At 45.8% G+C, this 21,253-nt stretch carries 16 protein-coding genes; 4 read left to right on the top strand and 12 right to left on the bottom strand.

Annotated elements, in window-relative coordinates; all coding sequences use genetic code 11:
• Positions 1-27 precede the first annotated feature (27 nt).
• Positions 28-1,407, top strand: coding sequence for an IS4 family transposase (locus ACXAGQ_RS23800; RefSeq protein WP_475251517.1), 1,380 nt, complete (start codon positions 28-30; stop codon positions 1,405-1,407).
• A gap of 45 nt (positions 1,408-1,452) precedes the next feature.
• Here ACXAGQ_RS23800 and ACXAGQ_RS23795 read toward each other — a convergent pair whose 3' ends face one another.
• Positions 1,453-2,460, bottom strand: a complete 1,008-nt coding sequence (locus ACXAGQ_RS23795) for a substrate-binding domain-containing protein (RefSeq protein ID WP_475257296.1) — start codon at positions 2,458-2,460, stop codon at positions 1,453-1,455.
• Positions 2,461-2,676: 216 nt separating this feature from the next.
• Here ACXAGQ_RS23795 and ACXAGQ_RS23790 point away from each other — a divergent pair, with 216 nt between their 5' ends.
• Positions 2,677-2,955 carry a hypothetical protein gene (locus ACXAGQ_RS23790; protein ID WP_475257295.1) on the top strand — a complete coding sequence of 93 codons (279 nt, stop codon included), beginning with the start codon at positions 2,677-2,679 and terminating at the stop codon, positions 2,953-2,955.
• A 64-nt stretch (positions 2,956-3,019) separates the two neighbouring features.
• Here the strand turns inward: ACXAGQ_RS23790 and ACXAGQ_RS23785 are convergent, their stop codons facing one another.
• Positions 3,020-4,345 (bottom strand): ethylbenzene dehydrogenase-related protein, encoded by a 1,326-nt coding sequence (locus tag ACXAGQ_RS23785; RefSeq protein WP_475257293.1) that lies wholly within the window; start codon positions 4,343-4,345, stop codon positions 3,020-3,022.
• Positions 4,338-4,871, bottom strand: coding sequence for a cytochrome b (locus ACXAGQ_RS23780; RefSeq protein ID WP_475257291.1), 534 nt, complete (start codon positions 4,869-4,871; stop codon positions 4,338-4,340). The genes ACXAGQ_RS23785 and ACXAGQ_RS23780 overlap by 8 nt, the downstream gene beginning before the upstream one ends.
• 610 nt (positions 4,872-5,481) lie before the next feature.
• On the opposite strand from ACXAGQ_RS23780, the gene ACXAGQ_RS23775 reads away from it, so the two are divergent.
• Positions 5,482-6,117: an alternative oxidase gene (locus tag ACXAGQ_RS23775; protein WP_475257290.1), complete on the top strand. Its 636-nt coding sequence runs from the start codon at positions 5,482-5,484 to the stop codon at positions 6,115-6,117.
• A gap of 72 nt (positions 6,118-6,189) precedes the next feature.
• Here ACXAGQ_RS23775 and ACXAGQ_RS23770 read toward each other — a convergent pair whose 3' ends face one another.
• The 7 genes from ACXAGQ_RS23770 to ACXAGQ_RS23740 form a co-directional block, all read right to left on the bottom strand.
• Positions 6,190-8,310: a DUF262 domain-containing protein gene (locus ACXAGQ_RS23770; protein ID WP_475257289.1), complete on the bottom strand. Its 2,121-nt coding sequence runs from the start codon at positions 8,308-8,310 to the stop codon at positions 6,190-6,192.
• A 1-nt stretch (position 8,311) separates the two neighbouring features.
• Positions 8,312-10,129 (bottom strand): DUF262 domain-containing protein, encoded by a 1,818-nt coding sequence (locus tag ACXAGQ_RS23765; RefSeq protein WP_475257288.1) that lies wholly within the window; start codon positions 10,127-10,129, stop codon positions 8,312-8,314.
• A gap of 641 nt (positions 10,130-10,770) precedes the next feature.
• On the bottom strand, positions 10,771-11,649 hold the full coding sequence (locus tag ACXAGQ_RS23760; RefSeq protein ID WP_475257287.1) for a metallophosphoesterase: 879 nt from the start codon (positions 11,647-11,649) through the stop codon (positions 10,771-10,773).
• Entirely contained in the window at positions 11,639-12,709 is a 1,071-nt protein-coding gene (locus ACXAGQ_RS23755) for an ABC transporter ATP-binding protein (RefSeq protein WP_475257285.1), read from the bottom strand. Before ACXAGQ_RS23755 ends, ACXAGQ_RS23760 begins: the two co-directional genes overlap by 11 nt.
• 17 nt (positions 12,710-12,726) lie before the next feature.
• Positions 12,727-13,563, bottom strand: coding sequence for an ABC transporter permease subunit (locus tag ACXAGQ_RS23750; protein ID WP_475257284.1), 837 nt, complete (start codon positions 13,561-13,563; stop codon positions 12,727-12,729).
• Positions 13,564-13,565: 2 nt separating this feature from the next.
• The gene (locus ACXAGQ_RS23745) at positions 13,566-14,447 is read right to left on the bottom strand and encodes an ABC transporter permease subunit (protein WP_475257282.1); all 882 of its coding nucleotides are present in this window, start codon (positions 14,445-14,447) and stop codon (positions 13,566-13,568) included.
• 62 nt (positions 14,448-14,509) lie between these two features.
• Positions 14,510-15,793: an extracellular solute-binding protein gene (locus tag ACXAGQ_RS23740; protein WP_475257280.1), complete on the bottom strand. Its 1,284-nt coding sequence runs from the start codon at positions 15,791-15,793 to the stop codon at positions 14,510-14,512.
• 508 nt (positions 15,794-16,301) lie between these two features.
• Between ACXAGQ_RS23740 and ACXAGQ_RS23735 the strand changes: the two genes are divergently transcribed.
• Complete coding sequence (locus tag ACXAGQ_RS23735; protein WP_475257279.1) at positions 16,302-17,639, top strand: hypothetical protein; 1,338 nt, start codon at positions 16,302-16,304, stop codon at positions 17,637-17,639.
• Between the two features lie 74 nt (positions 17,640-17,713).
• Here the strand turns inward: ACXAGQ_RS23735 and ACXAGQ_RS23730 are convergent, their stop codons facing one another.
• Entirely contained in the window at positions 17,714-19,639 is a 1,926-nt protein-coding gene (locus ACXAGQ_RS23730) for an alpha-amylase family glycosyl hydrolase (protein WP_475257277.1), read from the bottom strand.
• Positions 19,633-21,213, bottom strand: coding sequence for a glycoside hydrolase family 32 protein (locus ACXAGQ_RS23725; RefSeq protein WP_475257276.1), 1,581 nt, complete (start codon positions 21,211-21,213; stop codon positions 19,633-19,635). Before ACXAGQ_RS23725 ends, ACXAGQ_RS23730 begins: the two co-directional genes overlap by 7 nt.
• Between the last annotated feature and the right edge of the window lie 40 nt (positions 21,214-21,253).

Below are 21,253 nucleotides of genomic sequence, written 5' to 3'. Positions count from 1 at the left end.
TACACAATATGAGTAAAGGTCATCATCATGATAGGGAATTCTACTTTAGAATGGGCTCAACAAACCTTTTCGCATGCCAAGCTTGGCGACTCTAGACGTACACAACGACTAGTCCAATTAGCCAGTGATATGGCATCTAATGTTGGAGTGTCTATTGTGCAAGCCTGCCCTAATCCCGCCTCTATTGAAGGGGCATATCGCCTCATCCGTAACCCTGATGTTGAAGCCAATGCGATAGCTGAAGCCGGTTTTGTGGCAACAACTAACGAGGCTGAAGCGCATGACTTATTACTTGCCCTTGAAGACTCCACCGCTCTAACCTACACGCATAAAAGCCTCTCCGATGAACTTGGTCACGTGAACTCGGGAAATCGAACCCGGGGGATGCTAGCTCACTCTGTTCTGTTGTTTGCACCACGCGAGCAAAAGGTTGTGGGGCTAATCGAACAACAGCGGTGGACGAGGGATATTGCGACTCGAGGCCGGGGACATAAGTTCGCCAAGCGACCGTATGAAGAGAAGGAGACCTTCAAGTGGCAACAGGCATCAACCGCAATGTCTGAACGTTTAGGTCAACTCCAAGCCCGAGTCATTTCAGTGTGTGATAGGGAGTCAGACATCTACGAATACTTACATTACAAGCTGACCAACCAGCAGCGTTTTGTTGTGCGCTCGACCTATAGTCGCTGCATTGAGGAAAGTGGTTATAAGCTCCATGATTATGCAAAGGAGTTATCCCCATCGGGACAACGAACTGTCCATATTGCTCAACGGGGTGGTCGCAAAGCGCGTAAAGCAACATTAGATGTATGCTTTGCTCCTATTACGATTAAGGTTCCAGCCAATAAGTGTGGCAAGTCACTTTCTCTGTATTATGTTGGTTGTAAAGAGCGAGGTGACAACAACGAAAAATTGGAGTGGCACTTACTGACTTCAGAGCCAGTGACAACGTTAGCGAAAGCCCAGGAGATAATCAGTTACTACGAACAGCGCTGGTTGGTTGAAGAGTTCCACAAGGCGTGGAAAAGTGATGGAACCGATGTCGAAGCACTGCAACTTCAATCAAAGGACAACCTGGAGAGAGTTGCCGTCATTCAAGCGTTTATCGCTATCCGCTTGTTACAACTTAGAGCAGAAAGCCGCGGACAAGAAACCAGTAGCTGTGAGTCTGTTCTACCCGGAATATGCTGGAAATTATTATGGGTCAAACAAGAAAATAAGCCCTTACCAACAACAGCTCCAGATCTGAAATGGGCTCGAGTTACATTAGCAAGGCTAGGCGGATGGTATGACAGTAAGCGAACAGGGCGGCCCGGTTGGGCCGCCCTATGGCGAGGCTGGTATAAATTAGCAGCAATTCAAGAAGGATACCTTATAGCCCAATCCTTTACCTCTGATGAGATGTGATCAAGAGACAGGCCATTAGGCTCCCATTTTTTTATTGGCTTTTCCCTACAAGCTTTCGCCCCGGCTGATGGTAAAGCCCATATCGAAGACATTGCGCTCGCTGCGTTTGCCGTCAAGGGCTTGGAGCAATAGCTCCGCACTCTTCTCGCCAATTTGGTAACGCGGCGTATAGATACTGGTTAGGCGTGGCGTGATAGCCTGGCCGATATCCAAGGCGTTGTAACCAACGACACTGATCCGCAGGGGTACTTCGATACCTCGCTCATTACAGGCGAGGATAGTGCCGATAGCGATATCATCATTGGTACAGAACACGCCGTCTAGCTCCGGGCACTCTGCCAAGGCACGGCTTAACAGTTCTCCCCCGAGGGTGAAGCTGGAGTGCTCATGGGTCAGGATATGGTATTTCGGCAAACCGGCTTCTTCCATCGCCTTGTCATAGCCTTCCATACGCAGTTTGGTACGGGTATCCAAGCGGGCACCAAAGTAGGCTATGTGGCGCTTGCCCTTATCTAGCATGGTTTTCACCGCCGTATAGGAGGCGTGGATATGATCCAGCCCCACCACCATATCGACTGGATTACTGGGTAACTCCATCGCTTCGACCACAGGTACCCCGGCAGTTTTGATCATCTGCAAGGTACGCTCGGTATGGGAGGTTCCGGTCAGGATAAGGCCATCAACCTGGTAGGAAAGCAAAGAGGCTATTTTGCGCTCTTCAATTTCTTCATCGTAACTAAAGTGGGCAATCAGGATCTCGTAACCGTTGGCATTGGTGACCGCTTCGATGCCCTGCGCAAAGCTGGCAAACACCTGGTTCGACAATGAAGGCAACAGCACTCCTATCGCCTTGCTGGAAGACTTCGACAACATGGCTGGCGCGCGGTTTTGGATATACCCCAGCTCTTCCACCACTTCGGCAATCTTATCCCTTGTCTTGGCTGACACAGATTCAGGATTGCGCATATAGCGACTCACGGTCATTTTGGTGATGCCGACACGGTCAGCAATATCTTGCAGGGTAGGACGCGCTTTTCGTTGTTCTTGTGTCATAACAATAGGATAAGTTACAGCTAGGTTTGAAATGTTACAGTAACATATCATTTGATATCCCCTAATGGCAAACACAACGCATTATTTAATACATAAATTGACACCCTAGACAGTTTTCAAGGCAATACGCATGAAATTGCACTTAGACATTGTTTGATAGGAGGAACAAAAGTACGCTGTCAACCAGCTAAGCATCTGAATTAAAGGAGTAAAAACATGAAAGCAATGGAGTTGCCAAAATTCTTCTATCTAGTCAAAAATGTATCAATTATCGGTGCCGTACTAGGTTGCCTCGCTGGATCACTCGTCGTTCTAGGGGGACTGGACGCATTTAACTGGGGATTTATGGCCGGTATATCAGCAATTGCTGGAGGGGTCGCGACCATCATATCATCCCTAGTCGGGTTAGGGCTGGTCTTCTGTTTCCTGGCAATCGTAGAGGCGCAAATAGATACTCGTAATATTGTCGCTCGCTCACTAGAACAACGTGAATAGCGCAATTATTAGCAAAAAATAGAGCCAGCCTCAGAAAGGCTGGCTCTTTGCTAGAAGATATTTTTTAACGAACTGGTGTCGTCACCACATCCCCTATAGCCCCCTCACCGATACCCACGGTGAACGGGAAAGTCACATGGTGGAAGCGTGTCGTGGTCTGCCCATCATGGATAGCGATATTAAAGTCATAGGTACCGCCGACCGCCATGATCTTGTCATCCTCCGGGTGGCCGGTATCTAGCTTACGGGTAAATACCACGGTGTACTTGCCGTCTTCCCACGTTGAGTGAACCTGGTTGTTATCCCCAGCCGAGCCAGCGCCCTGGCGATTCAGGCGTCCTTGCAGGTACTGGCCTTCTTCAATTTTGCTTGGATCGTAAGGCATCACGTTCACCCCTTCGATCATCGCAATATTCTTGCTCAGGTCGATAAAGTCTTCCTCGTTAAGGGCATAGAACCCTGTTACCGACTTATCGTACATGTACTTAGGCAGGCCGGTAGAGCGATCCAAGTTCCAAGTAAAGACCGTGGTACCGGCATCATTCAAACGGTACTCCAGCACATAGCCATCATCCGCGCTGCCAGTCGGTGCCGAGCGGGTCGAGCGCCACTGCATCAAGTCGACAAACTTACCTTCAGCCTTCAGTTGGTCTATCTCTTCGCGGGTCTTCACCTTGTCCCAGTTCACACCGTAACGCTCGGTACGGGTATCTGGCAGGTATTTGCGGATATCTTTCTGATTCAGCCCTTCAAGGCCGATAACATCCAACATTTGGACATCGCGCATGGTCGCCTGACCGATATCCCGCATCCCGCGGTGGCAGGACATCCAGCAGCCCTGCTGGGTAAATTGATCAACACTGCCATCATCTATCATGATCGAGAAGCGATCTTCATAGATCGGTGTATATGGGTTCTTTCCTCTATCTCCCCCTATAACGGTCCACTTACCATCCTCGAACAACAAAGTGTCATGCATACGGGCAGGAAACGGGGACTGGGTTTCCCACGTTGCTTTTACATAAAGGTTTTCATCATCATTGGCAAATTGAAATTCAACATCGATAAAACTCGGCTTGTCTGCCATTTTATCGAGACGGTCATGTTTGATGAGCATCTCGCCCATGCCTTTTTCTTCACCCTGATGGCAACTGGTACAGGTCTTGTTGTCAAAATCACTGCGCAAGGTGCCTTTATGCTGTGGTGAGTTTATCCAGTCGTAGGTGATCATGCCAGGAAAGAACATGGTTTTTTCAACAACAGGGACTTTGTTCCAATCAATATCAGGTTCGACATCATAGACGCTCATGTTATAGGCATTCGCCGTAAACGCGACACTAGATATAACGCCAATGGCTAGCGCATGGCGGGCAATAATAGATTTATGCATTTTTATTTACTCCCATCATGCGAGCCAAAGTACCGTCTTTTAATACCACCTGATGAAATATGGTTGCGCAGGTATGCATGGCAATTAACAGGTAGCAGAGAATTTCCATCATCGAATGAATCTGATAGGAGAAATCAATCAAACCCGAATTTCGCTCGGCAAAACCGGGAATGGTAAATAAGCCGAACACCACGGTATCTTTAGCCTTCGCCATCGCGATTAATAAGCCAGACAAAGGCATTGCCAACGATATGGCATACATTGCAAAGTGGGCGCTGTGAGCAATAAACTTCTCGAGTTTTCTCCCTTGGGCATCTGGCTTTCCAGCCCAGTTTAGCCATAAAATACGGATACCAAATAACACCAATACCAATATACCAAGAGACTGATGCAAATCGAAACTGAATGAATTTGGGATGGGGTCAAACAACATAATGATTAGTGCTGCTATAAAAGCAATTCCAGCAATAAGGTGAATCACCTTACTGGCTGTACTAAAATGCACAACAGGTGCCGAGACTTTCATGATTACTTCCTATATGTATATATAAATCGCCACTTACCTCTTTGGTGTTATTTTAAGGTTTCAAGTTATATACGTTTATTGACAGTAATCAATTTGCTTCCCGGACAATATTTATCGGGGTTAAATACCACTATTTTAGTATAATTTTAAATTAATCATGAAAAGATAAATATAAAGTAAAAATTCCAGATAATATTTCCTCACCAATACTCACCCATCCTGTGAAGTAAAATTCACAGCCATAATTTTGACCCACACCCAATGTAACTAAACATTTCAAAGGCAATTAATTACAACTCAAAATGGTATCAATATCAGCAGATGCAGTAACCATTATCAATACATGGACATTGCAGCAAGGTTGTACTTTTAAGTGAGCCATAAAATTCGTGTTACAATTTGGAAAATCACTTTTCCCATATCATTTATACATTTACCTTTAAATATAAACCACTGTTTTAATGGGGTCTTTAACAACTGACATAATCACTTACTGAGTTGAGTGCTCGTTGATTGAACGACACAGATGGTTACACGAATAGTTTATATATTGTGAGAATATTTTAATTGCCAAGCAATAAAATACATCATAATAAATAGGAGATTCACCATGTCAGACTTCAAGCTTACCCATAAGAGCGCAACCAAAGTCTCTGAGCGTATCGCATTACTCATTACGCAATTTCTAAAGTTCTCCCTTAATCTCTTCTATGGAAAGAAATATGCCAAGCGTGCAGTTATCCTTGAGACCATCGCTGCGGTACCGGGCATGGTAGCCGGTATGTTCAACCACCTTAAATCATTACGCCGGATGCGGGATGATGCAGGCTGGATCAAGGAGTTGCTTGATGAAGCGCAGAACGAGCGGATGCACCTGATGATCTTCTTGGATATTGCCAAACCAAGCTGGGTAGAGAGGCTACTGGTATTGCTCGGGCAAGGTGTCTTTCTTGTGGTGTACTGCTTTATCTATTTGTTGTCATCACGGATTGCCCATCGAGTGGTCGGCTACTTCGAGGAAGAAGCCTGCAAAAGCTACACTGAGTACCTCGAAAAAATTGATGCCGGAGAAGTTGAAAACACGCCGGCTCCGGACATTGCGATTGAATACTACCAGCTCCCGGCCAATGCCAAGCTAAGGGATGTCGTCTTGCGTATCCGCGAAGACGAAGCCGGTCACCGAGACAGGAACCACGGTTTTGCCGATGCTTATGAGAGCAAAACCTTACCAGCGCACCAGAACTAGTCCCCTATTGGCTGGAGTCTACACGATTAAAAAGCCTGACTGTCATTAGTCAGGCTTTTGTTGGCAGCTATCTTATTCAATCACAGCTTTATTTTTTTCGTTAAGCATCTCTGCTAATGAACTATAACCATTTCCTCTGAAACTTCCTTTGGTGTTGTAAAGTACTGGGGAATCATCAAATTTAACGTCTCTCTCTTGTGAACAATGGTACACAGCAATGTGTCCACCATACTGCCACATTCGCTCACCAAGCTGTTGGTTATACCACTGTAACCTCTGCCGCAATCCCTCTTCAAGGCTGCTCAGCTCAGAAGCTCGTTTAGCTTCGAGTAGGTTTGAGAGTGACATCTCCGGGTTATTAATTAGATCATTAAGTAATGCTTTAAATGGACCATCAATATCAGTATTTTTTCCTTGCCGGATAATATGGGGCCAATCGTCAAACTTAAGGTTGCTGTAGTACCAAGGGCTCGTTGCGCGCCAATAATCGCCATAGTAAAGCAACAAGCTTTTTAGTTTATTCGTATCCTGTTTGTCATTGCCCCCTTCAGGGAAACACTTAACAAAAGCTTCTTTCACTAGCTCAAGATCATCGACCTGAAGTTCTGGTGTCAGCTTGACAAGGTGCGTGATATTAGAAACGTCTGGATTACCCCGGGTACCGCGACCATCTAGGTTATGCTTATGATCTTCTAACTCCCAGATCATTGCCTCTAACTGATAGCCATCTTCCCTCTCACTAAGCGCTTTTACCCAGCGCTCTTTTAGGTACTCTTCGCTATTCTTCGTATGGGAGATAAAGCCCGACTCCCTTATACTTGCAATATCCTCTTTTAACCTTGCCACGGCTCGGACATGGTTATGGTATCGTAAGTAGAATTGCCTGATGGCACGGATGAGAGCAACAACTTCCCTTTCATCGTTCAGATCTTGCGCCGAGACCTCTTTACACACTAACAGTAAGCCCCAAGCAAATAACACTTCACGTCGCTCTGTCGCATTATCCTCTTTGTTATACCGTGCCAACCATGGTGTCTGCTGCTTATTGAATAGCGCCCATAAAAGTGCATAACATTTGTCATACCATGTCGAGGATGGGTAGAAACTATGGAGCTTTTCCTTGAGGCTATCAAGCACCCTAAGTGCATGAATATAAGAAGATATCGTATCAAGTTCCAAAACCTGACACTGTAGACTGACGCTACATAGCCCCGACTTAACCCCTTCTTCAAGGTGCTGGCCAGCGCTATCTTGCTGGTAAATAGATAAACCGGTAATACAAGCAAGGAACTCATTGAAGCCTTTATCCGCATTAGGGTTAGAGTCGCTAACCCCTGTGCCTTTATGCCGCCAGAAAAGATCCTGCCAATCTTCCCACTGCCTGCCCCAGTCGTTTTTATTTTTGATGGTGCGCTCTTTAGCCAGTAAATTCGCTTTTACGTTTTCGCTTTCCTGGACTTGCTCGCCGCGAGCATTAAGGTAGATATAAAGCGATTCCCCTTGCGCGCTGATATTGGTATCGAAATACCAACACTCAGTGAAATCCGCCAGATAGTCATACCACGCCTTGTAGTCTAATCCTGGTTGGGCTTCGAGCCACTTATCGATTATCGCTAAGTTTTCCAGTACGTTTCTTACCGTTAAATCATGACGGTAACTTTGGAAAAACCATGACTGTTCAGTGATCCCTTTAACATCATTTTCAAGAACATAGCAAAGTAGCTCAGACATAAATTGCTGCGCTGACTCCCTAACCCGATAAGAGAGCTTTGGCTCATTTCCCCGACAGAAATCCCGCCTAAAGATATCAACCTGCTCAGACCGGTAGGCAAGTACCATCAGAGTTAGATACAAAGAGGTGATACGCTGCTGTCCATCAATCAGGAAGTAGTGCCCACCATATTGCGAGTCACTATAAGCGTAGATAAAACCAATATTTGCAGCACCATTCCTTTTTTTGAAAAATTCAGCAAAGTCTTGCTGCAAGTGGGCCACCTCTGCGGTACTTCCACCTTCCTCAATAACAGGTACTGTCAATTGTGCAAAGCGATTGAATTCATCCAACAGCGAACCTAGCAATCCTTCAACTTGTGTTTTTCCCCAAACATAGTCACGCTGGATTTCAGGAATAACCAAGCTCTCAACGTATCGGTTGACGAATAACTCTCTATACGAATATTTTCCGGCTTTCATATTATAGTCCCTTCACCAAGCGCGTAATTTCATCGCAGATAAACTGCTGATGCGTGTCGATGTCCAATTTGCCCCAGCGTTTCAAATCATCATCCATATCGGGCATCATCTTAGAAAAAACATCGAAAGTATGTTTTGGCACAAAGCTACCACGAGTAATGCGTGTCAAGATCACTTCCCGTTTACGGTTAAAAAAGTGACATCCCAATGCACTGTTATCCCGCTGTGATAGCAAACACATATTGCCAATACTATCTAGTTGCCGACAGCCTTTAAGAGCTGAAGCTATCTTCTCTTTCTCATCTTCATCCCGTACATTTTTCTCCAGCAGCATCATTAATTCCCCGTCAGGTTCATCTATCATGTCACTGATATTTTCTCTGTCTTCGACTGATAATTGATTACCCTTTCCTTCTGGTGTCTGTGGGAATATATGTTCTAAAGACCATTGCTCTGATTTAAATGCAGCAAAATTAAACCTTGGGGGCTGTTTTTGTTGGGGAAAAACACTGATTGCGAGTAATACAGCGTGAAGACGATCATTCTGCTCACCATACCTCCAGCCATCTAGCGCTTGGGGAAGATCGTCTAGTTCTATATCATCACCCAGCAAATATTTTTTTTGCTTCACCTTGAGTAACTGTAATAATGTAGAACGCGTCTTGGCCAGCATACACTTTGTGAGGAATTGGAAGCGAGTCATCAAGTTATTGGCTTCTTCTGAGCCTTTTACGCTGAAGGCAAACCCCAATAAATGGTAAGTCTCATCATCATTAAAAAGATCATCGAGTTTGGCATAGACATATCTCAGTGCAGCATAGACTTGAGTAGATTTTTTATCAGTCAAGTCATTATAGAAGTGAAATAATGGGCTGGTGCCTTCACCGTGTTTATATTGATAGTTTTGTTCTGATTTGATCAAATACTCTGCCGTCAACTGCAGTAAGGCGTACATGGGGTCAGTCACGTTGTTGAAATAAAAACTATTTACCTCAGGCTTATTCGCCCAGCTCTGAATTTGCTCCCAGATCCGACTGACACCTAGACGAACCTCCATAACTTGATGGAAGTGATGTTCAGAATCAACAACCTGCTCACGCCCAGCTCGGGTGATCAACAGCGCTTTAATCAGTTCCGTTTCCGTCAAAGGCACTTTGTTACTATTGAGATTTTTAAACACGACCTCACTCTCAACATGCGCCTCAACCGAATTAACGATTAACTTCACCTTCTGTAAGATAAACTGATGGAAATGCTCGCGCTGACTCTGCGTTATTTCGTTTAGGAAGTCGCTAATTCGATTTGCTGCTTGATGAAGGTAGTAGACGTCTTGCTTATCAAGCGTATTGTCTTCAGCAATAAACTGCCTCCATTTTTTCCCTAGCATATCAGCTAGCGCTTCTGGAGAGTAAAAATACCTAGCAAAAAAATCATCTCTGATCGCGTAATCTAATTTCCCGAGTGCAATATTTTTCGATTTATCATCAGATAACAGGTGAAAAACAGAGAGCAATACAGATAGTGTCGTCAATCGTTGCTGTCCGTCAATGACTTCTAAGCACCTTTTGAAACCAGCCTCCTTTTCTAAGGCAATTGGCTTAACCGTTATATATTGCAGAAAATATTCATCGGAGTTTGATTGAAATTGCTTCCACAGGTCATCAAGTAAAACGCTTACCGCTCCTGAAGTTTCTGAGCCCCACTTATACCCACGTTGGTATGCGGGTATATGGTAAAAGCTGGCATTATATTGACTTAAACAACCTGCTTGGTTATCAGCTTCAAATATATCCCTAATTGCAAAAACGAGCTCTCTCATTATTTATCCCTATAATTTCAAGCGCAATAAAAAGTAAAATCTATACTCAAGGTGCTCTTCTGAGTCATCCAAAGTAAACTATTATCAAAAATTTTAATTTATCAACATTCTCATGCTATTTTGTTTTTTGTTCAAGTAGTTAGTGATTGTTTTTTGATGTAATAATGGTCTTAACAGCTCAAATTCAAATTATAATTTCGTAAATTACAATGAGGGCAATCTTCAGGGAGGAATAATGCTTTTACCTTCAACACATCAACTGTTGGTAAAATAAAAAACCGCTCCAATCATTTATCGTTAGTGACGAATAACAATGATGGGAGCGGCGAACAACTGGCTCGAAAAACGCGAAAATAGTGAAAGTTCTCAGAGTCTGCCGAGGCAGCCTCAAATAGTGCAAAAAGCGGTGAGAAGTATGTGCTTGTGAGATGAAACAATTAAGTCATTGATATTGCAGTTTAAAGAAAAGAGGCCACCCAAGGGCGGCCAATAGAAAGGAACCTTACGTTATGAGTCTTCGTAATGTGCAATTAGTTAGGCACTGGTTCTTAGCTTTTTCATCATGGCAAGCTTGAGTGACCGATTAAGGACGATTTGGTGTCGGTTTTACTACCATTGTTCGCCGGCATGTATACAAGCTGTCACATTACTGTTTCGACATTGCTGGCCTCACTTGCTACTACTTGCCATCCATCACCGTCAGATTGCAGTTGCAACTTCAACATCGCAACATGGCTTCCCCTCTCTCCAGCAGACAGAAGTGGCACAGCAAAAGATTCTGCTGATTGCCCTGGAGTGTCCGCAAAGACACGGTGATCATGGCCGAAAAATACCGCATCAAGACCCGTCAAGGCCGTAAGGCAACGACTCACATTTTCAGCTTGATACCCAGAAGGCGACGAATTCAACCCCGAATGGGAAAGAGCTATCACAAGATCCGCGCCTGCTTCTCGCATCTCTGGGATATAGCGCTGCGCCGTTTCGATAATATCCAGTACTTCAACCTCACCCTGCAAATGTGCTTCCCATTCCATGACTCTTGGGGTCATAAAACCAATCACCCCGATATGCAAAGTCTGCTCGCTGCCAGTTTGATCGATAACCGTTTTTTTCATAATCTGATAGGGACTAAACAACGGTTGTTTCTGCTTAGCGTCTATCAAATTGGCACAAACCGCAGTAACAGCGCTGCTAGACAGGGCTAACCGCAGGTAAGGTAAGCCAAAGCTCAATTCGTGATTGCCAAGGTTGAACACTTCATAGCCGGCATTTTTCATCGACTGATAAATGGACAAGGGCTTGCTACCATCGTAATCACCGTTAGCCAGCGGACCACCATGAATCAAGTCACCATTGTCCATCATTAAACAGTTATCAAATTGCTGTTTTAGCTGGCGCACTGTGTTCAACACCGCGGGTAAACCACGGTATTCACCAAGACCATCGTCAGCATGCATGTCGTTGGTGGCACAAAGCACAAGCTCCACAGACTGGCAAGAAGGCTGAGACTCAATCTGCATAACAGGCTTTACCTTGCTGATCAAAGAAATACATTTTCTGCTTGCTAACCTGTAGGGTGATTACCTCGCCTGGGCTTAACCGGCGATCATCTGTCATCACAGTCAGCTTATGTCCGGCAAAGTGGCAATGAAGCAATTGGGACTGACCCAGTAGTTCAACCGCATCAACCTTGGCACTTAGCATGATAGAATCATCATTGTGTGCTGAGCCGCTTTCTACCCATTTAATATCTTCAGGACGGATCCCCACCGTCACTTCGCCATCCGCTACAGGCATCGGCCCAAATTCAAACGACCATGAGTCCACTAGCAATCTGCCCTGAGAGGCGACTACGGGTAGGAAGTTCATTGCGGGACTACCGATAAAGCTGGCGACAAATCGGCTGGCGGGACGGTAGTAGACTTCCCTCGGTGTACCGACTTGCTCGATACGGCCTTGATTAAGGATAACAATCCGATCTGCCAGGGTCATCGCCTCAACCTGATCGTGTGTGACATAAATGCTGGTCACGCCTAAATTACGCTGTAGCGATTTGATCTCAAGCCGCATATGAGCACGCAAAGACGCATCCAGATTGGACAGGGGTTCATCGAATAAGAACAGCTTTGGCTTACGGATGATCGCTCGTCCCATAGCCACTCGCTGGCGCTGGCCACCTGACAGTTTGGCAGGTTTACGGCCCAAGTATTCTTCAATTTTCAATCGCGAGGCAACTTCCTTCACTCTTAGATCAATGTCGTCTTTGGCTACGCCTCGGTTTTTTAGGCCATACGCCAAATTGTTGTATACCGTCATATGCGGGTAAAGGGCATAGTTCTGGAACACCATTGAAATGTCGCGAGTCGCTGGCTTCAGGGTATCGATACGACGCTGTTCAAGAGAAATCTCACCGACTGTTGGTGATTCAAACCCTGCAATTGTTCTTAGGATCGTCGACTTGCCACAGCCCGAAGGGCCAACCAATACAATAAACTCACCATCATCAATCGATAGATCTACCCCTTTGATAGCGTGATGGCCGTTTTCGTATGTTTTTTCCAAATTAGAAATTGTTAGCATGATTTTTTCTCTAAAACTTATTTTTCACTGTCTACCAAGCCTTTTACAAACCAACGTTGGAAAAAGACGACAATCAGGATCGGTGGCAGCATCGCCATCATCACGGTGGCAAACGCATAGTCATAACGCGGCATGGTGTTTTCGTTGAGCTCGCTGAGGATGTTGCTGATCCCCATAACGATAGTGGTATAGCTCTCATCTGTGGTCATCATGATTGGCCACAAGTAGGAGTTCCAACCCACAATGAACATAATGATGAAAATGGCTGCAATGGTTGTTTTTGATAACGGCAGCAAAATATCAACAAAGAAGCGGAAAGGTCCGGCATTGTCCAACTGGGCAGCTTCTATCAACTCGCCCGGAATAGTTTTGTAGAACTGGCGAAAGTAGAAAGTCGCCGTCGCTGAAGCAATAAGTGGTAACACCAACCCAGTGTAACTGTTCATCATCCCCAAGCCTGAAACGACTTCGTACGACGGAATGATCCTGACCTCAAGTGGCAGCAGAAGAGTAAGGAAAATCAGACCAAACCACATGGTGGCATGCTTTAGCTGAAAGAAAACCAAAGCATAGGCTGCCATCATTGACACAATAATCTTACCGACTGCATAGCCCAATCCCATAATAGTGGAGTTGACCAGCATCGTTTTTACCGTGACACCGGTAAAGCCCATTGGGTTATTCAGTACTTCCCAATATATAGACAGGTCACCGGTTGGGATCCACTGCAGACCATGGCGGACAATGTACGTCGATGGATAGGTCGAGCTAGCAAAAATGAGCCATATTGGTGCCAGTAGGAAAAGTACCCCCAACACCAACGCCATATGCGTTAATACGTTATTATTTCTCATGATCAGTAATGGACTTTTTTCTCAAGGAATTTGAATTGAATGACCGTCAAGCCCAACACCAGTAGCAATAAGATCACTGATTGCGCTGAGCTACCACCAAGATCCAAGCCAAGGAAGCCATCTTGGAACACCTTGTAAACCATCGACGTCGTGCTGCCCCCTGGGCCACCCCCAGTCATGGTATCGATAGTGCCGAACGAGTCGAAGAAGGCATAGGTCAAGTTGATTACCAGCAGAAAGAATCCTGTCGGTGCCAAGAGTGGAAATGTAATCGTCCAAAAGCGTCGGGTATCGGATTCACAGTCCAGCATCGCAGCCTCGCTGACAGCTTTCGAAACAGATTGAAGCCCTGCCAAGAAGTAAATGAAATTAACCGACACCTGTTTCCAACTGGTAGCAATAATTAGCGCAAACGTGGCGTCAAATGCATTGGTCTGGGCATTGAAATTCCACCCCAAGGATTTCAGAAAGTGAGAGATTACCCCTATGTGCTGATTAAACAAAAAGGCACCGATAATACCGGCTACTGCTGGAGCGACCGCATACCCCCAAGTGAGCAATACCCTGTATTTGCTTTGTCCATGTAAAATACTGTCGACTTTCACCGCCCAAAATAAAGCCAGTGATAGAGAAAGGGCTGTCACAAAAAAGGCATAGACAAGTGAAAAGCCAATCGATCGGATATACTCACTTGAATTAAGCACATCGATATAATTATCAAACCAAACGAAATTGGATGACATTCCCCACGGGTCTTCCATCATGAAAGACATCATTATTGCCTGAGCTGCCGGATATAGAAAAAAGATCACAATAATCAATATCTGTGGAGCCAAAAAGAAATACGGCAAATACGGGGATTTAAAACGCTGATTAATGTTCATATTATCCCATAGATAATTTTTGATTGGGTTACCTAGCAAAAAGTAGGTAACCCGACTGTAAGTTACTGAACAGTACGCTTATAACGCTGTAATAGAACCGAGCTATCCTGTTGAGCTTTGTTCAACGCCTGTTCAACAGAGCTTTGGCCACTGAACAATTTATCAAACTCACGATCCATCACAGTACGAATTTGCTGGTAGTAACCAAGGCGCAAACCTTTAGACCATTCCCCTGATTTCAGGCTAAATTGCTGAATACCAATTTCCTGACCTGGGTTTTCATCGTAATAACCAGACTGCTTCACCAATTGGTAAGCGGCTTCTGTCGCTGGTACATAACCCGTTGTCGTATGCCATTTGGCTTGGGTCTCAGGTTGGGTAAGGTAATTCAAAAATGCCGCCACCGCTTTTTCCTGCTTATCGTCACCGGTATTAAGGGCAAAGACAGCACCGCCACCGGTAAAGGTGTGATAAGGCTCATCAGTGATTGATTGCCAGTACGGAAGGAAGGTCGCACCAAGTTCAAAATCAACAGTTTGCCTTACCCCTTCATAGTTGCTTGAAGAGCCCAGCCACATAGCTACATCACCGCTCTCAAACGGGGTTTGATTCGCTCCCCAGTCACTGCCGTAGTAACCAAAGTAACCTTTGTCATTCCACTCTTTCAATTTGGTGAAGTGCTGAACCATTTCATCCGAAGCCAGATAGATCTCTGTCGACGGACCATCATAACCATTGCTTTGGTTCGCCAATGGCAAGTTACTGCTTGAAACGAAACTTTCAACCATGATCCATGTTGTCATGGATTGAGTAAGAGCTTCATAACCCTCATCTTTAAGAGTTCCGGCAACTTCCTCAAATTGCTCGAAGGTGCGAGGAACTTCCACTCCCACCTCGTCAAGGATATCTTTGTTGTAGTACATCACTGGTGTAGATACGCTAAACGGAAAACCAATCATCTGGCCTTCTTTATCCGCGTACATATAACGCACTCCCGGCAGGTATCCTTCTATTTCAAAGTCATATCCATTACGAGTCATTAATTCTTCAAACGGTTTCACCACATCAGGAGCATTAATTAGCATGGCAGAGCCCACTTCATTAATTAGCATCATGTTAGGCGCTTCATTGGCACGGAATGCAGCAATACCGGCAGTTAGTGTTTCTGCTCCTTTAAATACAGGCGAAACTTTATACTCCGATTGTGATTCATTGAAATCAATAACAATTTGATTTAATGCTTCACCTCGTTGCCCGCCCATATTATGCCACCATGAAACTTCCGTCGCGGCAAAGCTATTCATTGACAGAAGCATTAGTGATAACCCATATCCCATTTTTCTCATGACTGTACTCTCAGGCTAAAAATTAAAACAACAACACCAAAAGTGATTTTTGGCTTTTATTAATTGGATAATTTATGGCTGAGAAGGTTATTTTTATATTATTTCAATTTCATTTCTCTAGAGTGTTGTTTAAATGACGTTTTGATAAAAACAAACATATAGTAGAGTTACATCACAGGCTTATATTTCACTTATATTTCAAAATTAAGCAAAATATTACCCACAAGCTAAAAAAACAAACTAAAACCCATAATTTATATTTCAGTACTGTAATATTAGACACAAGCACTTCAAGCCGAAAGAAACAAAAATGCAATAATCAATTGCTATATTCTCTTTTATCGAAATTAAAGTAAAAATTAGCAAGGCTTGCTATTACTATTTGAGTTTCAGTAGCAAGTCTCAGACCGTCGCAGGATAAAAGGCCAACAGCATATTCTTTATCTGCCTTCTCACTTGCCCTGACCATCCACTAAGTAACGGTATTTTGCATCATTCTGGAGTTCGCATGCCACAACCTCTGCCTCTTTGGGCCGGTGATTCATTCCATTGGTCATACTGCCTGTTCAATCAAACACCCTACCCGGTAGAAACCAAGGTGCTGTCATCCCAACTTGAAATCGACGACCAATTCGAACTAATACATGTCAACTATTTCGGCACTCAGGGTTCGCGCTTTGCGACCGGCAGCCATGAAAGTATGGACGTTTGGCTAAAGGCACTAAAAAATACGCTTGTCCGAGGGCAGTTAACCGAACAAGGGCAACAGTTACTTAGTCAACTCGACCAGATGCAATCGCTAGGTGACCTCGACAATGCTGGCAGCATTACCCGATTCGGTGTCCAGCAATTGAAGAATATCGGTAAGCGTATTGCCGAGCAGTTTGAAAAAGATAGTTTGCTGGTCGTGGCAGCCAATGCCTGCAAACTGAGAACTCAGCAAAGCCAGGAAAGCTTACTCAGTGGTATGGGGGAAAAGCGAAAACTCACCACGGTCAGACTAGGTAAGATCATGGCCAATATCATCAACCCCCATGACAACAGCCCCTCATCCCCATATTACAGCCAATACCATGGTGTTAACCGCTCGATGGTTTACCTTGCCAGGGAAAATTGTTTCAACGAGCATTTTGCCAAGGTGCCGTCTTCGCTCAAGGCGTTCATCGCGCAATATGTGGTTGGTCTAGATACGGTATCTGTCGGCCGGGCAATGTTTGCGCTGTTGAAGATATGCCAGCATGAAGCCTCAATCAATGTCCTCAGCGGTACCTACAACCGACTACAGACCCATATGTGTGAATCTCCAAATGGCATGGACAGTTACCACTGGGTCCGAACCCTTTTTTGTCAGGAGCAGTATTATCTGCGTGGTAATTCACTGATCAATCAAGGTATACACAAAGTCATGGGGAAATCGATGCTGGAGCATTTCCTCACCTCCAGCCAAACGGCAGCTACTTCACCATCAAGCGGTGTTGATGTTGAGTGCCATATCGGCCATACCGCCGGGATCACATTCATGTTGATCGGACTCGATCTATTGAAAGATGAAGGGTTTGACTGCGACAGGCTAGTCAGTTGGTACAACTGGGGACAAATGCCAATGGCCGGTAATATCATTTGGCAGTTGGTAAGAAACAAGCAAAACCCGAGCGATCTCCGGGTCAGAATGCTACTTAACGAACAACCGGTTTTGTTCCCTTTTACCGACGATCCTGCTGATGAATATATGAGTTGGAACAAGGTATCAAACTATTACCAGCAAGTTCTGAACAAGATCCCCGAATACCCGGAGTTCCTCAAAGGGCTTGATGGCAGCCATCTGACGGATGCCTTTGCACTGTAAAAAAGGCCGGTAGCGAGTCACTCAACGCTTACCGGCCAAAGAACACAATGTTGCGGGGTATCCCTAATTACCAGTTAGGCAGGTACCAACCATTTCACGTCATACGCCCCCAGCGTAATCTGATCCGTAGGTTGCAAAGGGGAGTGATTCAAAATATCTAGCACAGATGCAGTGGCTAAAATATCGGTGATTGAAAACGGAACCTGTTGCTCTTGCTCGCTGAAGTTACAGATAGCCAGCATTTTCTGGTCGTTGTCATTTAAGCGGACATAAGCAAACAAGTGTGGATTGTAAGTTTCCAGGATCTCTGTGCGGGAAGCCCCAAACACTTCATTGTCCTGACGAAGCTTGATCATTGCTTTTAGCGACTGATTCACCGACGCCTCAAACGAGCCCGGTAACTGCGCTTTGGCAATAGCGTCTTCGGTAACAGCAGGGCGGTTCACCCAGCGGGCGTCATCGACCTTGCTACTATCTTCTAGGTAGCTGTGATCGTTGAGGATGCCCAGCTCATCGCCTTGGTAAATCAGCGGAATACCACCAATACTCAGGTTAATACTGTTGAGCAAGCGGATTCGCTTGAGTGCCAGCTCAATCAACAGGTTATTGTCTTGCTCCAAGGCACGCTCCAGCCCTGCCAGCGATGCAAGCGAACCGCACACCCGGCAATCGCCCGTGGTCGGGTTTTCCTGGAACGGCACACCTTCGGCAAACGAACCGTCGAATCGGCCAGTATAGAATTGGTTAAGGAAACGACGGTGGTCGAAGCCATTGATACCAAGCTGGCCAGCGATGGCGTCATCGAACGTCCAGCCGATATCATCGTGGCAACGGATATAGTTTACCCAACTGCAGTCCGGTGAAATCTCAAAGCTCTTTTTCAGCGACGCGGTTAGCAACTTGGTCTCGCGGGTCGCCAGGCTCTCCCACATCAAGGCCATCATCAATGGGTTGTAAGACAGCTGGCACTCATCCTTGCCGATGTACTGGGCCACTTCATCCGGGTGGACGATCGCTTCTGACTTGAACAACACCGCAGGCGCGACAATTTGCAAACAGCTGTTGAATGCCTGGATCAAAGTATGGGCTTTCGGCAGACTCTCGCACTGGGTCCACTTTTCCTTCCAGATAAACGCCAGTGCGTCCAAGCGAAGCCCTTCACAGCCAATGTTAGCCAAGAACAGCATCTCATCGGTGATCGCATTAAAAACCGCTGGGTTGGCATAATTAAGATCCCACTGGAAGCTATTGAATGTCGTCCACACCCACTCTTGCTGTGACTCGAGGAAGGTAAAGCTGCCACGGCGCACTGTCGGGAAAATTTCACGACAAGTCTGGTTGTAATCATCCACCTCTTGTTTGTCTTTGAAGAAGTAGTAGAAGTCTTTGAATTCAGGATCGCCAGCTTTTGCTGCTTCCGCCCAACGGTGCTCGTCTGAAGTATGGTTGAAGACAAAATCCAGCACTAGGCTGATCCCTTCTGCCGACAAGGCGTCTGCAAGGGCAACCAGATCTTTTTCAGAACCCAGCTTAGGGTTGACCAAGCGGTAATCAGACACAGCATACCCGCCGTCACTGTCTCCTTCCGGCGCTTTGTATAGTGGCATCAAGTGAAGGTAAGTGATCCCCATTGACTTGAGGTATGGGATCTTAGCTTTGAGTTTTTTCAGATCACCGGCAAACAAATCAACATACACCGCCATCCCTAACATTTTCTCGTCGCGGTACCAGGTTGGTGATTTAAGGCGGCTTTCATCCAAATTCTTCCACTTGCGCTTACGGGCAGCAAACGCCTTGGCCAACACCACCACCAGCTGCTGGAGGTGAAGGAAAAAATCATAACGCTCACCGTAAAGCTGATGCAGCTTGATCACCAAAGCCGGGAAGTGTTCATCCAGGCGTTTTAGAAACGCCTGCTCGTCTTTTTTGGTCAACTTAGGTAGCTCGATAAACTCAAGTACCTGGCTCAATGCTTTTTCTGCCTGTTGAGTCGTTAGCATGACAGCTCTCCTTGCGCTTTTGTTTTCCCTGTTCCTTCTAATTGCTCTAGCCCTTCTGGCTCCTCACCCTCTTCCAGCTTACCAACCAAAGACGCCAATACCAGATTACGGACTGGCAGTTCGCCTCGTTCGACGCTGATGGCACATTTCGCCTCCGTATTTCGGGCAAAAGCCAAATTGGTAAAACTGAACTCACCACCGTTTATCAGTAGCTCGACCGAGCCTTTATCTACCAAGGCTGTTACGGTAAATACATCATCCACCTCAATCGCCACGGGCAATTCCACTGCATAATCATGGGGGTAATGTTCATCGATACGTGCCATGCCAAATTGGCCATTGCGCAGCGAACGTACCTGCAGACCGTCATCAAGGCGAGTAAATTGAAACTCAAGCTCCTGATCTTCAAACAGCGCAACAGACAAGGTTTGCCCTTGGTCAAGCGCCGCCTCAAACTCGCACTTCATTACCGAGCTCTGGCTGCCCAGTAATACTGTCGACTGCCCGGATACCGGTAATTCTTCAATAAGAGCCTCAACGGGCTCGTGTTCCAAAACAGTACCGAGTTCACGGACAAAACGCTGACCAACCCGCAGCCCTGCTGAGCTTTGGAACAAGAAGAGCTCGCGCGGCAGAGCCATCGAGCTGCGAAAAGCCTGGGTTGGCAATTCCAGTGAATATTGGTGATTGCTCATCCAGGTACTGACAATACGGCGTCCATCTTCACTCGGAATATCTGAGAAAGATTGGGTTGCGTAATAATCTCGGCCAAAGTCGAGCCACAGCGTTTCTTCAGGATGATTACGGTTAGTAAAGGTTTCACCATCGAAATCACCGATGAAGTACTGGGTACCTGCACCACCGCAATGTGCCCCTTCACCAATACCCACCACCAATATCCAACAGGTCTCTTCACTGCCTTCTACTTTCAGTTCGAATAAATCCGGACATTCCCATGGTCCTTTACTGTGTGCACCATGGCGGTAGCCGAATTCACTGACCAACTGCCAGTCGAGTAAATTTGTCGAGCGATAAAATTCAATATGCTGACCACAAGACACCACCATCACCCAGGCTTTGCTCGCTTGGTGCCAAATCACCTTAGGGTCTCGGAAGTCAGGATTGCCCCTAGCTGGAATAATGGGCTGGCCGCCCAGGTATTTCTGCCACGTTTCCCCGTCTTGGCTATAGGCCAAAGATTGCTGCTGGATAGGATCTTCAACCTTTCGGCCATCAGCCAAAGTCACCTCTGGCTGAATAAACGAGGTATAGAAGGCCAACAGTCCCGGCTTACCCGGTTCAAATAACCCAGACGTATTGTCCCAATCGACAATCGCACTGCCGGAAAAACACATTCCTGACTCATCAGGGTAGAGTGCCGGAGACAATTCCTGCCATTGGATCAGATCTTTACTGATCTTGTGGCCCCAGTGCATTGGCCCCCATACCGTGTCATGCGGGTAGTATTGGTAAAATTGGTGATAGTGCCCGTTGAAATGCACCAAGCCGTTAGGATCATTCATCCATCCTTGGTTTGGCGTCATATGGAGTTTGGGGCGATAAGCCTCTGCCATGTTTTGCTCTTCTTCCGTATCAATCCATCTCGTTGGTGCA

The sequence above is a fragment of the Photobacterium sp. ABD4_091 genome (assembly GCF_056160145.1).
Note: the sequence above shows the minus strand (reverse complement) of the source record. Positions and strands in the feature narration are given on the sequence as shown.

Coding starts and splice junctions, on each gene's coding strand:
- ACXAGQ_RS23800 (WP_475251517.1), top strand. CDS start 28: ATGATAGGGAATTCTACTTTAGAATGGGCTCAACAAACCTTTTCGCAT.
- ACXAGQ_RS23795 (WP_475257296.1), bottom strand. CDS start 2,460: ATGACACAAGAACAACGAAAAGCGCGTCCTACCCTGCAAGATATTGCT.
- ACXAGQ_RS23790 (WP_475257295.1), top strand. CDS start 2,677: ATGAAAGCAATGGAGTTGCCAAAATTCTTCTATCTAGTCAAAAATGTA.
- ACXAGQ_RS23785 (WP_475257293.1), bottom strand. CDS start 4,345: ATGCATAAATCTATTATTGCCCGCCATGCGCTAGCCATTGGCGTTATA.
- ACXAGQ_RS23780 (WP_475257291.1), bottom strand. CDS start 4,871: ATGAAAGTCTCGGCACCTGTTGTGCATTTTAGTACAGCCAGTAAGGTG.
- ACXAGQ_RS23775 (WP_475257290.1), top strand. CDS start 5,482: ATGTCAGACTTCAAGCTTACCCATAAGAGCGCAACCAAAGTCTCTGAG.
- ACXAGQ_RS23770 (WP_475257289.1), bottom strand. CDS start 8,310: ATGAAAGCCGGAAAATATTCGTATAGAGAGTTATTCGTCAACCGATAC.
- ACXAGQ_RS23765 (WP_475257288.1), bottom strand. CDS start 10,129: ATGAGAGAGCTCGTTTTTGCAATTAGGGATATATTTGAAGCTGATAAC.
- ACXAGQ_RS23760 (WP_475257287.1), bottom strand. CDS start 11,649: ATGCAGATTGAGTCTCAGCCTTCTTGCCAGTCTGTGGAGCTTGTGCTT.
- ACXAGQ_RS23755 (WP_475257285.1), bottom strand. CDS start 12,709: ATGCTAACAATTTCTAATTTGGAAAAAACATACGAAAACGGCCATCAC.
- ACXAGQ_RS23750 (WP_475257284.1), bottom strand. CDS start 13,563: ATGAGAAATAATAACGTATTAACGCATATGGCGTTGGTGTTGGGGGTA.
- ACXAGQ_RS23745 (WP_475257282.1), bottom strand. CDS start 14,447: ATGAACATTAATCAGCGTTTTAAATCCCCGTATTTGCCGTATTTCTTT.
- ACXAGQ_RS23740 (WP_475257280.1), bottom strand. CDS start 15,793: ATGAGAAAAATGGGATATGGGTTATCACTAATGCTTCTGTCAATGAAT.
- ACXAGQ_RS23735 (WP_475257279.1), top strand. CDS start 16,302: ATGCCACAACCTCTGCCTCTTTGGGCCGGTGATTCATTCCATTGGTCA.
- ACXAGQ_RS23730 (WP_475257277.1), bottom strand. CDS start 19,639: ATGCTAACGACTCAACAGGCAGAAAAAGCATTGAGCCAGGTACTTGAG.
- ACXAGQ_RS23725 (WP_475257276.1), bottom strand. CDS start 21,213: ATGGCAGAGGCTTATCGCCCCAAACTCCATATGACGCCAAACCAAGGA.